12 protein-coding genes and 1 tRNA gene are annotated in these 13,231 nt (G+C 62.4%); 4 read left to right on the top strand and 9 right to left on the bottom strand.

What is annotated here, in order from left to right; all coding sequences use genetic code 11:
- Positions 1-63: 63 nt before the first annotated feature.
- On the top strand, positions 64-1,518 hold the full coding sequence (locus QWI75_RS01990; RefSeq protein ID WP_289267011.1) for an amino acid permease: 1,455 nt from the start codon (positions 64-66) through the stop codon (positions 1,516-1,518).
- Here the strand turns inward: QWI75_RS01990 and QWI75_RS01985 are convergent.
- From QWI75_RS01985 to QWI75_RS01955, 7 genes are all read right to left on the bottom strand, one after another.
- The gene (locus tag QWI75_RS01985) at positions 1,515-2,021 is read right to left on the bottom strand and encodes a hypothetical protein (RefSeq protein ID WP_289267010.1); all 507 of its coding nucleotides are present in this window, start codon (positions 2,019-2,021) and stop codon (positions 1,515-1,517) included. The two genes, QWI75_RS01990 and QWI75_RS01985, sit on opposite strands and share 4 nt — an antisense overlap.
- 167 nt (positions 2,022-2,188) lie before the next feature.
- A complete protein-coding gene (locus tag QWI75_RS01980) occupies positions 2,189-2,665 on the bottom strand; it encodes a phosphate-starvation-inducible PsiE family protein (protein ID WP_289267009.1) in 477 nt (158 codons plus the stop codon).
- 39 nt (positions 2,666-2,704) lie between these two features.
- Positions 2,705-3,091 carry a hypothetical protein gene (locus QWI75_RS01975; protein ID WP_289267008.1) on the bottom strand — a complete coding sequence of 129 codons (387 nt, stop codon included), beginning with the start codon at positions 3,089-3,091 and terminating at the stop codon, positions 2,705-2,707.
- Between the two features lie 11 nt (positions 3,092-3,102).
- A complete protein-coding gene (gene nagZ / locus QWI75_RS01970) occupies positions 3,103-4,200 on the bottom strand; it encodes a beta-N-acetylhexosaminidase (protein WP_289267007.1) in 1,098 nt (365 codons plus the stop codon).
- A gap of 33 nt (positions 4,201-4,233) precedes the next feature.
- The gene (locus QWI75_RS01965; protein WP_289267006.1) at positions 4,234-5,751 is read right to left on the bottom strand and encodes a leucyl aminopeptidase; all 1,518 of its coding nucleotides are present in this window, start codon (positions 5,749-5,751) and stop codon (positions 4,234-4,236) included.
- 48 nt (positions 5,752-5,799) lie between these two features.
- Complete coding sequence (gene queE / locus QWI75_RS01960; protein ID WP_289267005.1) at positions 5,800-6,435, bottom strand: 7-carboxy-7-deazaguanine synthase QueE; 636 nt, start codon at positions 6,433-6,435, stop codon at positions 5,800-5,802.
- A 42-nt stretch (positions 6,436-6,477) separates the two neighbouring features.
- Entirely contained in the window at positions 6,478-7,176 is a 699-nt protein-coding gene (locus QWI75_RS01955; protein ID WP_289267004.1) for an HAD family hydrolase, read from the bottom strand.
- A 135-nt stretch (positions 7,177-7,311) separates the two neighbouring features.
- Here QWI75_RS01955 and QWI75_RS01950 point away from each other — a divergent pair.
- From QWI75_RS01950 to QWI75_RS01940, 3 genes are all read left to right on the top strand, one after another.
- Positions 7,312-7,395: transfer RNA gene (locus QWI75_RS01950), tRNA-Leu, on the top strand.
- A 225-nt stretch (positions 7,396-7,620) separates the two neighbouring features.
- The gene (locus QWI75_RS01945) at positions 7,621-7,992 is read left to right on the top strand and encodes a response regulator (RefSeq protein ID WP_289267003.1); all 372 of its coding nucleotides are present in this window, start codon (positions 7,621-7,623) and stop codon (positions 7,990-7,992) included.
- Between the two features lie 167 nt (positions 7,993-8,159).
- The gene (locus QWI75_RS01940) at positions 8,160-8,618 is read left to right on the top strand and encodes a hypothetical protein (RefSeq protein WP_289267002.1); all 459 of its coding nucleotides are present in this window, start codon (positions 8,160-8,162) and stop codon (positions 8,616-8,618) included.
- A gap of 14 nt (positions 8,619-8,632) precedes the next feature.
- Here the strand turns inward: QWI75_RS01940 and priA are convergent, their stop codons facing one another.
- Both priA and QWI75_RS01930 read right to left on the bottom strand, forming a co-directional pair.
- On the bottom strand, positions 8,633-10,957 hold the full coding sequence (gene priA / locus QWI75_RS01935) for a replication restart helicase PriA (protein WP_289267001.1): 2,325 nt from the start codon (positions 10,955-10,957) through the stop codon (positions 8,633-8,635).
- Positions 10,958-11,023: 66 nt separating this feature from the next.
- Positions 11,024-12,658: an OmpA family protein gene (locus QWI75_RS01930; protein WP_289267000.1), complete on the bottom strand. Its 1,635-nt coding sequence runs from the start codon at positions 12,656-12,658 to the stop codon at positions 11,024-11,026.
- Positions 12,659-13,231: the final 573 nt, after the last annotated feature.

Below are 13,231 nucleotides of genomic sequence, written 5' to 3'. Positions count from 1 at the left end.
TGACCAGAAGACCGCTCCCAAGCCCGGACGGCGGTCGTAACCACGTCCTGACACCGGTCCACCGTGAATCCATTCTTCAAAACCAAATCCATCGAGCAGATCCTGGCGGACGCGGACCATCCCCAATACCGGCTGAAGCGCACCTTGACGGCCTTCGACCTCACTGGGCTCGGAATCGGCGCCATCATCGGGACCGGCATTTTCGTGCTGATCGGCACGGCGATCGTGGGCGACGCCAACCGGCCTGGGTCAGGCCCGGGCATCGTCCTCTCCTTTGTCCTGTCCGGCATCACCTGCGCGCTGGCCGCGCTCTGTTACGCGGAATTCGCCGCCATGATTCCGGTGGCCGGCAGCGCCTACACCTATTCCTATGCCACACTCGGCGAATTCATGGCCTGGCTGGCCGGATGGAACCTGATTCTCGAATATGGCGTCGCCTGCGTTGCGGTCGCCATCGGCTGGTCTGGTTACTTCACCAACCTGCTGACCCTGATGGGGATCGCCCTGCCTCAATGGGCCACCCGCGCTCCGGCCGACGGCGGCCTCGCCAACCTGCCGGCCGCCGTCATCGTGCTGTTGGTGACCTGGATTCTCGTCCTAGGAATCAAGAAAAGCGCGCGCACGACCTGTGCCATCGTGCTCGTGAAACTCGGCGTGATCCTGTTCTTCATTGCCACCGGAATCACGTCGGTCGATACAGCCAACTGGACACCCTTTGCCCCGGGAGGGATTCAAGGGATCGGGGCGGCGGCGGCGCTTGTCTTTTTCGCCTACATCGGGTTTGACGCCGTCTCGACCACCGCGGAGGAGGCCCGCAATCCGCAGCGCGATCTGCCGATCGGCATCCTGGCCTCCCTCGGGATCTGCACGGTGCTGTACGTCAGCGTGGCAGCGGTGCTGACGGGATTGCTGCCCAGCTCGCAGATCGACGTCCATGCGCCGGTCGCGGAAGCCTTGCGGGTGGCGGGGTTCACCTGGGGCGCGGCGTTGGTGGCGGTGGGAGCGGTGGCGGGGATTACGAGCGTGTTGGTGGTGATGATGCTGGGACAGATCCGCGTCTTCTTCGCGATGTCACGGGACCGGCTGCTCGGTCCCTGGCTCTCGACGGTGCACCCGAGTTACGGCACGCCGCACCATGCGACCATTCTCACAGGAGTCTGCGTCTCCATCCTCTCAGCCTTCATCCCGATCGGCGAGGCGGCGGACATGACCAACATCGGCACACTGTTCGCCTTCGTGCTGGTCTGCATCGGCGTCATCGTGCTCAGAAAGCTCCGCCCGGACCATCCTCGCCCCTTCCGCATTCCCTTCATGCCGATCATCCCCATCCTGGGGACCTTGGCCTGTCTCGGCCTCATGGCCTTCTTGCCCGCCATCACTTGGGTCCGATTCGTCGTGTGGACGGCAATCGGAATCGGGGTCTATGTCGGCTATGGAGCCAAGCACAGCCGGCTCAACAACCAGAATCAGCCTGCTGCGGCTTCAGCCCCTTTACCAGAATCAGTCGAACAGAGTTAGTTTTTCGAGGAGGGGGTAGACTGGACGGCCGCACGCTCCGGCTGAATCGGGGATGGCGGAGAGGCTTCCTGTGCTGCGGTTCCGTCGCTTTTCGGTTCGACGGTGGCGGCTTGCGCGGGAGCGGCCTGAGCGGGAGCACCTGCTGGAGCAGCCTTGGCCGGGGCCGCCGGTTTCGCCGCCCCTTCCCCAGCCGCTGCCGGAGCTGGTTTCGGGGCCGTTGCCGGCTTGGGCGGGGCTGGGCGTTCCGGTTTAATGCCCCCTTCCCAATTGGGCCCATCGTACATGTCCGGAGCCACCAGCGCCTTAGCCTTCCACTTCTCTTCAAAATCGGCTGCAGCCTTGTTGGGGGTCTCCGCTTCGCCGGCGATACTGTTGAACGGATAGACCTTGGGCGAGATGACGACTTTGCCTTCGTTGCGCCGAAGATACAGCGCCACGGGATTCCCTCGGTAGGGTCCCAGAATAATATGAATCGATCCCACGTATTCCAAGGGCTCCGCCATAGCCGTCCTGTCGAGACAGAAGGCGGATGATGCCACAGGAAGGGGGAGATGGGCAAGCGTGGGCTGTTGAAGAGGATACCCGCATGGTGAAGGAGTGCAGAACAGCGATGGATGTCCGAGCATCTTGAGAAGGGTCGATTCGTAAATCTGTCCGGACGACAACGCTACTACGATGGAGCCGGGGCCGGCCGCTCGGGACGTTGCCGCACGAGAAAGACCCCTACCACCAGCACCATGATAACGGCGACGTTCAGCCCGACGTCCATGAGGTACTGATAGAACTGCTCCGAGGTGATCGAGGGTTGATGGGACAGTTCGGCGCTGGCCGTGAGCACCCGCCTCGTGCAGGCAATGACCCCCACGGCCAGGTAGGGCTCAAGAGACAGGACCTCGGTTTGCAGGAACCGGACGACGGTCCGAAACAGCTCCAGCAGAATAATCACCAGGAGCAGATCGTTCAACAGTTTCAGGCCGGCCGGCAACAGACCGATCTGGGAGCTTTTCGCGAGAAAGATGTACCAGGCATGCACGAACACGAGCATGCCGAGCAGGAGCAGGCTCAGACCGGCCGTGACGTAGCCCCACCGGTCGAGGGATTCCATCCAATCCAAAATGCGTCGAAGTCGTGGAGAGCACTCACCCATGCCGTCCCTCGTTGGTCAACAGGCGGTTACGGTCCGGGGTCAGGCATGGCCGGCCGGCGAATTCGGCTCCGGCGGCGTGCTTCGCATCTGACCGAAACGGAGGTCGTTGACGGCATCGACCGTCATCACATGGCCGCAACAGTGAATGCCGCTCAACCCTGCGCCACCGTCGATGACCAACACGCGAAGTCCGCAAGAGCCGGGGAATTGCCGGTTCTCTTCGAGCATGGCACCCGGCGGAAGCTGGCCTTTTTTTCGGCCCCGGCTTTCGGCGATCTCCGTCACCAGATCATCTTCGGTCAACTCATGGCCGCAACAGACGACCTTGGCGAACCCCTCCCCGCCGCCCATGATCTTCACAACCAGGCCGCAACTGTCGGGGAAGCGTTTGCGCTCGTCGAGGATATCGCCTTTTTTCAATGCCATGGCTCCGTGCCTCAAACCTGGAGGCTCGCACGCTTGGCGCGTGAATCGAGCACGGAGTCTAACACAGCGCGATGCGCCTGGCAGCCGACAATCGTCTTGGCTTCGGAGATTCGGGCAGGCTCGTAGGGATGGATGAACCGTTGTTTGACCCGTGCGATGCGGCGCAGCGAGGCCTCCAGGCGCGCTTCGCTGATCGTTCCGTCCTTGATGGCGGCGAGCACGGCTTCCATCGCCAGGATTTCCCGCTCCTGATCCTTGCAGATCAGCAGGATATCGGCCCCGGCGATAAAGGCCCGGACGGCGGCCTCTTCGACGCCGTAGTGGTCCAGAATGGCGTGCATCTCCAGATCGTCGGTCACCAGGAGGCCGTCAAAGTCGAGATCCTCCCGCAACAGGGAGCGGAGGATGAGGGTGGAGAGGGTAGCAGGATATTCGGCATCCAGCGACTGGTAGAGCACATGGGCCGTCATCAGGCTCGCCAGGCCGTTTTCGATCGCGTGCCGGAACGGGCGGAGTTCGACGTCCCGAAGGCGGTCGAGCGAGGCGGTGACGACCGGCAATTCCTTATGGGAATCCTTGGTCGTGTCGCCGTGGCCGGGAAAATGCTTGCCGCAGGCCACGACGCGGTTGTCTTGCAGGCCCGCCATGGTGGCCAGGCCGTATTCACAGACCTCCGCGGGCGTGGCGCCAAAGGCCCGGTCGCCGATGATGGGGTTCTGCGGGTTGCTGTTTACATCCAGCACGGGGGCCATGTTCATGTTGATCCCGACCGCCCGCAACTCTCTGGCGGTCGCGGACGCCGCCGCATAGGCGGTGTCGGTCGAGTGACAGTGTCCCACCGTCTCCGCCGGAGGGAAAATCGTGAAACCCTTGGGGAGTCGCGAGACCCGTCCGCCCTCCTGATCGATCGCGATCAGCAGCGGCTCCGTCGCGCGCTTCTGTAGCTCATTCGTCAGGTGCACGATCTGATCGCGCGACTCCAGATTGCGGGAAAAGAAGATGACCCCGCCCGGATGGTATTCGGCCATCACCCGCGCCCAATCCTTGGACAGGGAGGTCCCCATAAATCCAAGCATGAAGAGCTGGCCGACTTTCTCCTTCAGCGTCATCGGCTGCGTATCCAAGGCGGCGACGTGCGCCGGCTATTTGGCCTGATCGATGACATATTGCAACAACAGGCGCGTGCCGATGCCAGTCGGGCCCTTCGGAATATAGGCGCGCTCCTTCTCGCTCCAATCGGTGCTGGCGATGTCCAGATGCACCCAAGGGTAGTTCCCCGCGAATTTGCTCAGGAACAGCGCAGCGGTGATCATCCCGCCCCCGCGACCACCGATGTTCCGCATGTCGGCCACGTCGCTTTTCAACTGCTCAAAATACTCGTCCCACAAGGGCATTTCCCACACACGCTCCCCGGATTTCTGTCCCGCCGCCTGCACGCGACGCTTGAGCGTCTCGTTGGTGCCGAACAGGCCGATGGCAAACTGGCCGAGCGCGACCACGCAAGCGCCAGTGAGGGTGGCGATATCGATGACGGCCGCCGGCTTGTAGCGGGCGGCGTAGGCCAGGGCGTCCGCCAAAATCAGCCGGCCTTCCGCATCGGTATTTTGCACCTCGACAGTCTTTCCTGAAAGCGTTTTCACGATATCGCCGGGCTTCATCGCGCGTCCGCCCGGCATGTTTTCCGCGACCGGGAGGAGCCCGATCACATGGGCGGAGAGCCGGAGCCGCGCCACCGCCCGCACGGTCGCCAAGACCTCCGCCCCGCCGGTCATGTCCGCCTTCATCTGCTCCATATTGTCGGCCGGCTTGAGCGAAATCCCCCCCGTATCGAAGGTGATCGTCTTGCCGACCAGGACGATGGGCCGGCTGTCTTTCGGTGTCTTCGGTCCCTTGTATTCCAGAATGATGAACTTGGGCGGCTCATGGCTGCCGCGGGCCACGCCGAGCAGGGCCCCCATGCCAAGTTCTTCCATCTCATCCTTTTCGAGCACCTTCAGGCTGACCCCCTGCTCCTTGGCGACGGTCTTGGCTTCTTCGGCAATGCGCGTCGGCGTCATCACATTGGAGGGATGGTTGCACAGATCGCGCGTCAAGACGGTCGCTTCCGCCGTGGCTGTTCCACGCCGTACACCCTCGGCCACCTGTTTCAGTTGGCCCTTGTCCGCCGTCACGATCAGAAACCGGGCGACCGCCTTTGGGGCGCCATTGTGCTCGCTTCGATACTCGGTGAACTGATAGTTTCCGAGAATGGCCCCTTCGGTCATGGCCTGTGCGGCATCGACCGTCGTCGTCCCTCGGGGCAACAGGGGGGGCAGCGTGGCGACAAACGCCTCCGTCTTGGCCTGACGCACCCGCTTGACCGCATAGCCGAACGCCTGGCGCAAGGCATCCAGATGAAACTCTTTCCGTTTTCCCAGTCCCACGAGAAGTAGGCGTTTGGCCGGAATCTTGCCCTGGGTATGGACGACCAAGGTTTCGCCGATTTTTCCCTCGAACTCCCCGCTCTTGACGACGTCGAGCAAGGTGCCGCCAAGGGCCTTGTCGAACGAGGCTGTTTCCGCTTTCAAGCCGGTCTCTCCCTCGAAATGTGGGATGACGGCGACCTCTGTACTTTCCTGCTCAAGCCGCCCCTGCTTCGCCTCAACCTGTAACCGGTTCATCCGCTACGTCCCCTTTCTCTCTCAACCATCACATCATCATCACGCCCGTTATACACCGCGCCGATCCGGCGACCAAATAAACTTATGCAATTGCGCCTGGAACCGAACCGGCAGGCGATCGGCCAGCATCCACTCCGCCAGCGACTGGAGGTCCAGCTTCCCGAACACGGGACTGAACAGGACCGCGCAGCGATCGGCGAGGGCGTGCTGCGCCACGACATCGCGAGCCCATTCATAATCCGCCCGATCCTGCAGGACGAACTTGGCCTCGTCTTTGACGGACAGCTTGTCGAGATTGGGCCAGTACATCCGATCGGTCATTCCGCTCCCCGGACATTTCACATCCATGATGATATGGGTCCTCCGATCGACGGGACCGATATCGACGGCCCCGCTGGTCTCCAACAGCACCTCATAGCCCGCGTCACAAAGCCGCGAGAGGAGCCGGAATGCATCCGGCTGATGCAGCGGCTCTCCGCCGGTCACCTCCACCAGCGGACACCCATAACCGGCCACCTCGGCCAGCACCTGTTCCAGGCCCATTTCCGTCCCCCCGTAGAAACTGTACTCAGTGTCGCACCAGGTGCAACGCAACGCGCAGCCGGTGAGGCGGACAAAGACACAGGGGCGCCCCATGAACGTCGACTCGCCCTGAATGCTGTGAAAAATTTCCGTGACGCGCATATCGGCACCAACAGCGCATCGCCAACCGGTGGCCGGCATCCCTCACGAGGCCCAGCGGTTCACCGGCCAGCCCCGGTGCTTCGCAATGCGGGCCATGCCTCGGATCGGATTGACCACGGTGGGATGCCCCACCACTTCCAGCAGCTCGACGTCTCCCGGACTATCCCCGTAAGCATAGCTGGCGCTCAGATCGACTCCATGCTCCTTGGCATGCGCTTCGATGAGCGCGCGTTTGCCATCCGCGTAGGGGAGGGGTGGCAGCAACCGGCCTGTGTAGCCCGATAACCCTTCTTCAAGGCGCGCGGCAATCACGGTCTCCACCCGTAAAAAGTCCGCCATGGGTTTGATCAGACACTCCAGCGAGCCGGTGACCAGGACCAGACGATGCCCGGCTCGGCGGTGGCGATCCACCTGATCCATCGCCTCGGCCGAGAGCCTTGGAATGAGATGCGTCCGACAAAAGGCCTCCGCAAGCGGCTCGATCTCCGCCGGCCGCTTGCCGGCCAAATACAGCTTCTTCAGCCGGAGCGGCTGGAACGACACCGGCGGGACATGACGCAACAGACACCACAGGCTCTCGACTGCCTCCCGAAGGCCCACAACACCCCGCTGCCAGAGATAGCGAAAAAATCGCACCTCGCTGGCCTCGCCGGGGAGCAGGGTGTTATCGACATCGAAAAAGGCCCCGACAGTGGGCGCGGATCGACGGTCTGCCTGATGGGGGCTGCTCGACCTGGACATGTGAGCCTCGAGATGGAGCACGGGACAACCAGCGAGGAGTCGATTCCACGTGTGTGCCGTGATTCTAGCCGGACGATCGGTTGATTGACAAGAATTTTGGCCCACTTCTATAATGCGCCTCACACTTCTCCGGTTGCCGAAGTGGTGGAATGGCAGACACGCACGTTTGAGGGGCGTGTGGCGCAAGCCGTGCGGGTTCAAGTCCCGCCTTCGGCACCATCCCCATCTCCGTTCGAACTATCCAGCCGTCCCAATCCTCATATGCCGGTTCGAAGTTCATCCAAATGAGGGCGACCGAATTGAGCTGGGATTGGCGCCTTGCGGCGTTCGCACAACGGAAGAGGCGGAAGAGAATCGCGAAGCGCTTGCACTCGAAGACGGGATGAGGGAACCTATGGAGGCCGACGAGGGGCCTGGAGTTTTCACCAACAGGCAAGTACGACCATGGCATCCGTGCTGATTGTCGATGATGAAGATCAGATCAGGACCCTCATGCGCGCCGCGCTGGAGCGAGCCGGCTTTCAGGTGCAGGAGGCGGCCGACGGCAAGGAGGCGCTTGCTTGCTACCGCCAACAGCCCTTCGACTTGGTCATCATGGACATCCTGATGCCGGACCAGGATGGACTCGAAAGCATCATCCAGCTTCGGCGCGAATTCCCCGCGGTCAAGGTCATCGCCATTACCGGCGGAAGCGACATGATCGGCGTCCTGAACTTCCTGGAGGTCGCCCGCATGTTGGGAGCCAGGCGCACGCTCCAGAAACCATTTGATCTCGCGGCCCTCGTCGAGGCGGCCGAGTCCGAATTGGTTCACTGACCGCCGTCGCCCACGCAATCTCCCCCATTCCATCCAAGGGGGGTTTCTTCCTCCTGCTGCGCCATCCCCGAACCTTTGACCAAGTGGTCATTGGGGCGTCTCAGTTGACTTCCCGCTCCTGACCGAGGAGACTGCCAAGTCGCCGATCTCGTTCAGCCAGACACTCGATGGCCATGTGGATTCGTTATCTCAACGCTCTCCTTGGAAGTCTCGTCCTCACAACGGGCCTGTGGATCGCCGTGGGCGAGCTGTCCCCGCCCGCCGCCGTCGCCGTCTATGGGCTCATCGCCGGCGCGCTCGGCTGGCTCTGCTCCAACAACACGGCCATCTGGGCCTGGACGACCCTCCTCTTCGGCGCGGAGAGCCTGGCCTGGCCCATTTCCATGATGGTCCGGATCAAGCTGGCCGGCATGGACCCGACCGAACAACAGATGCAGGACATGCTGACCGCCATCCTCTTCGGGCTGTTCTCGTCGATCTTCTGGTTCACGTTCGCCTATGGCCTGTTCAAACGTACCAGGATACCGGAAGGAACCGCTCAAGCATCGCCCCAACGGGTGGGGGACGCTACTAGCAGTGCTCCCCCTGGACGGCGTCGCCGATCGCAGAAAGGGCGGCGCGCCTGACCCCATCCGACCCGTTAGCCCAGGTCCACGGGGTCCACATCCACCTCGAACTTGAGGGTCCTGCGTCTCACCAGACGGGAGAGATCCTCGAGCGTCCTGCGCACCAGTTCCCGAGCCTCCGCCCCCTCCGTCGTCTTGACCAGCAGGCGCCATCGGTATTGGCCCCGCAGCCGCGCGACAGGGGCCGGCACCGGACCCAACACGTCAATCGGGAGCCTCACCCGGGACCCGGATCGGGCAGCGTGCCCGGAGCCCGGCTCTTCCCGCAGGCCCACCTCTTTCCGAAACAACGTAGCCCATTGCTCTATGGCTCGGTGAACGGCCGGTTCGTCTCCTCCTGACACCTGCAGCACGATCAGACTGGCAAACGGCGGATAGCCCAGCGCCTTCCGCAGCTCCAGTTCCGCATTCGTGAACAGGTCCCGACGGCCTTCGGCAATCGCTCGGATGACGTGATGGTGGGGCAGGAAGGTCTGGAGGATGGCTCGAGCGCCGGTCTGGCCCTCGACCAAGGCCATGGCATCCAACAGACTGTGATAGGTTCGCTCGGCCGCCCGAAAATCCGGCACATGGAGTCCTGCGTCGGCCAAGGGGAGTCCCAATAGGACAGAGCCTTGGGCGGCAGGCTCATGCAGGACCAGTCTCGTGCCGATCAGGATATCCCACGAGCGGGTCCCCATAGCCTCCCACGATGGCATGCCCTTTGATCGTGAGCCCACCTCGTCTCGATCTCGGCGCAGGATACGGGCGGACGGAAATTGGCTGCGAACTTCTTCTTCCAGCCGCTCAGTGCCGAAGCCGATCAATCGAAATTCGGTGCCGGAACAGACCAGGCAACGGTCCGGAGCCGCAGTCCGACCGCCGCAATACCGGCAGGTCAGGAGGCGGTCCTGGCGGGAGAACATGAGCGGCACGGAACAACGTGTGCAGCTCGGCGCGTTGCCGCAAGCTCCGCAGGTCAGCGACGGGGCATAGCCCCGCCGGTTCACATACAGCACCACTCTCTGCCCCGCATCCAGGGTCCGGCGCATGCCTTCAAGCAGGGCACCAGACAGGACGGAGCCGAACGGGCTTTGCGCAAGATCGACCACCTCGATCGGAACGTTCGATGGCTCGGCTGGAAGGGACCAGAGAGAGCCCTTCAACCTGACCTTTTCTTGCGTTTCCAGAGAGGCATGGCCGCTGGCCAGCAGGAGGACGGCCTGCTCCTGCTCGCACCGGTGCCAGGCGACCTCCCTCGCATGGTAGTGGGGTTCCCGCTCCTCCTTGTAGGAGGGACTTTCCTCCTCCTCGACACCGATCAGGCCCAGATTCAGCAAGGGCGCGAACACGGCCGATCTGGTCCCGATCACCACATCGGCTCTCCCGCTCCGGATGCGCTGCCAGGTGCTGACACGCGCGGCTGGTGAGAGCCCGCTATGCAGCAGGGCCACCCGAGCCCCCCAGTGTGCCGCGAGCGTATCACCGATCGCGCAAGCCCGCCGGATCTCCGGAGTGATAAACAGACATCGTCGATTGGTTTCCAAGACCATGCGGGCGGCCGCGACCATCACTAGTGTCCGTACTTGCTCTTCCGCCTCGACCAAGATCGGCATCCGGCATCGCCGGATCACCGATTCCTGGATATCGCGCAAGAGGGGCTCCGGCGCAGCCGCAACTGGTTTACCGGCCTTCCCCTGCCAGGCAAGCTGAACTCCCGGCTTGGTCTCGCCGAGGGCCTGAGTCATACTCTGGTTTACAGGGTCAGTCGCGACGGCCTTCACGAGTCCGCGATTCAGCAGCGACAGCAGCGTATCCTGTGTCAGATATGGCAGGCTTCGTTTGAGCATCGACAGAGTCCGGCCACGCTTCGACTTTTTCAATCGCGCGAGGACCTCCGTTTCCAACCCATTGAGCGAGACGTGGCCTCCGGGGCCCGTCCTTCCCTCGAGTGCGAGCACAAATTTCATCTGTGGTGGCTGCAAGGATCTCGGCGGCAGGAGCAACGGCAGACATTGCCCCAACGGGGCCAGATAATACTCAGCCGCCCATCGGGCGAGGCTCAACAATTGAGGGTCGAGCGCATCGTCTTCTCGATGGCCGACGGCAAGAATCGCCCGCCATCCTTTGGGGGGGCGTGGAATCCGGGGATGCACGGCGAGGTCTACGATGATGCCGCTAACGGTCGTGGACCCAAAGGGAACGGTGACAGTGGTGCCCACTCGAACCACCGACTGAAGCGAGGCCGGGATGGAGTAGGTAAAGGACCGATGCAGGCGGCGAGGCACGACCACTTCGGCAAATCGTGGCGGGAACTCGGATTGGGCGCAGGTGCTTGGCTCGAACCGATCGGTTCCCACGCGCCGCATTCTAGCAGCCGCGATCCAGGGGGACAATTTTACGCGGAGGAAGAGAACCGGCGATTCCTACGGAGCGGGGGCGGGAGCAGCGTCGGCGGACTGCGGCTCCGCCGGCTCCGATCGATCCAGGGGAACCGTGTCCGGAGCCGATTCAGAACCTGCCGGCTCCGCGCCGTCCGAAGATTGATCTACCAAAGATCCAGAACCTTGGGCCGGTTGACTCTCGACCGGCGCGGCCGCAACCGGACTCGGCGACAGCGTACTACCTACGGCCGGTTCAGGAGAAAGGCCATTGGGAATGGTTGGCGCGGGGCTTTGGACCTGAGTGAAATTTCCCCCCGACTCGCCCTGAGGGGAGGTCTGAGGAGCCTGCGGTGCGTCCGGAGGCCTGGATGGCGTGTAGAGGACGACCTCGACGCGGCGATTCTTTCGTCGTCCCTGATCGGTGGCATTGGTGGCGACCGGCCGAGACGCTCCATGCCCGACGGACGAAAGCCGCTCCGGCGCAATTCCGGCTTCCTCTACGAGGTACCGGGCCACGTTTATCGCGCGGGCCTTGGATAACTCCAGGTTCGTTGGATATTTGCTTCTCAGTGACGGCCCGATTTCCATACTGTCGGCATGGCCTTCGATCCGGATCTTCGTGTCGGCTCCCTCCTGCCGGAGAATGTCTCCCATCTGCTTCAGAATCGGCTGGAAATCCGGTTTGATCGCGGCCTCACCGGACTCGAAATACAATCGGTCAGCCAGGTCGTTCACGCTGAGAACGACCGTGTTGCCGGTCTGTTCCACCTGCATGCCGGCCCGACCACCGCTCGCACGAGTCAGGTCATCGATTTTCCTGGCCAATTGTTGGACATCGCTCTTGTTCGAAGGGCTCTCCTCCGGCACTTCAACCACCGGGATCGGGGTGGTCGCGGTACGCATTCCCACTCGATCTCCGATCAGCAAGGGAGCGATCGCCTTGGTGACTAGGACGGTCGAGGTGGAATCTTCCAAGGACAGAACCTTGACCTCTCCGATGACCCGACGAGGCAAGCCCCCTCCCACCCGATAGATTTCAAAATAATCGCCCACCTGCAGGCCGTCGTTTCGCCCAATGTCCAAATACACCACCTGCATTTGCCCGACGAGCATACGGTTGGCGGGGAAATCAACGATGATCCCATGGACATCGGCTGCCGCTCGACCGGACTCAGATCGGCTCTCAACAGTCGGGGGAACGAACCGGGTCAACATATCGCCCGGTCCAATCGGCGCAAATGAGGCCACCAACTGCCCATGAGCGAATTGCCCTTCTATTGCGACAACTTTGACGACACCAAATTGATGGATGAGTTCCCCCAGGTATTGTCGAGTGGCGGGATGAAAGACCTTATGCTGTTTGCGATAGACCGTCAGGAGATCACCGACCGCGGTCTCGCTCCCGGGCTTGATCTTCAGGTAGAGCCGTTGGGTCCCGCCCACCAGCATCCGGCTTCCCGCCACCTGGCTGTCCCCGGTGACTTGATTGACCACGCCTTCGGATGGCATGCTCAGGCGGATATAGCCGGCGGGAAAGGCCCAATGCTGGTCTCCGCGGACCACGCTTTCGACAGCCGGATCGACGGTGTATCCACCCATCGCCTGGGTCGCCGGCAGGTGAGCAAGAACCAAGAGGGTGAGGAAGAAACCGGAGGCTGGTACGAGATGGGATCTCATGATTGGTCCGACGTGGCAACCTTAGCAGATCGCGAAGTGCTGTCAAGCGATCCCGGCAAACCTTGGAACATCGGTGGACCGAGGAGAGATCGTGATGACAGGCCTCGCACCTGTCAGTTTACGGGGAACAGCCATGGCTGAACAACCCGGCGCTGCGCCGCGCGTCCGTCAGACAAAGCCAGGACGAATCGAGACGCAGATCCCGCGTCGTAAGAAGGGAAGGGCTGTCCCGCCGTTGAAAGCCGAATGGGAGCCCGGGTCGGACGCCATATCGTCGGGGCTCCGCATGCCCGCCTCCAACATGAAGACCGACCGCACCTGACCCTCATATGTCGGCCGTCTCAGGGCGGGATGATCCTTGGGCTGGAATAGCCGCCGCCACTACTTGACTGCGTTTTTCAGTTTGAGGAAGGGATGGACGGTTCCGTCTGCGGCTGGCCAATTCTGATGTTTCACCTTCTTTCTGTGATAGACCGGGCAGCCTCGCCGGGAAGAGGTCGAAGCAGTGGAAGGAGTCCGAGGGCCGGCGTTTAGGACTTTCGGGGTGGGGCCCCGGTAGGTCCTTTGTGCGCT

This window comes from Nitrospira tepida, from assembly GCF_947241125.1.
Classification (GTDB): domain Bacteria; phylum Nitrospirota; class Nitrospiria; order Nitrospirales; family Nitrospiraceae; genus Nitrospira_G; species Nitrospira_G tepida.
This window is presented reverse-complemented; position numbering and strand designations above follow the sequence as displayed.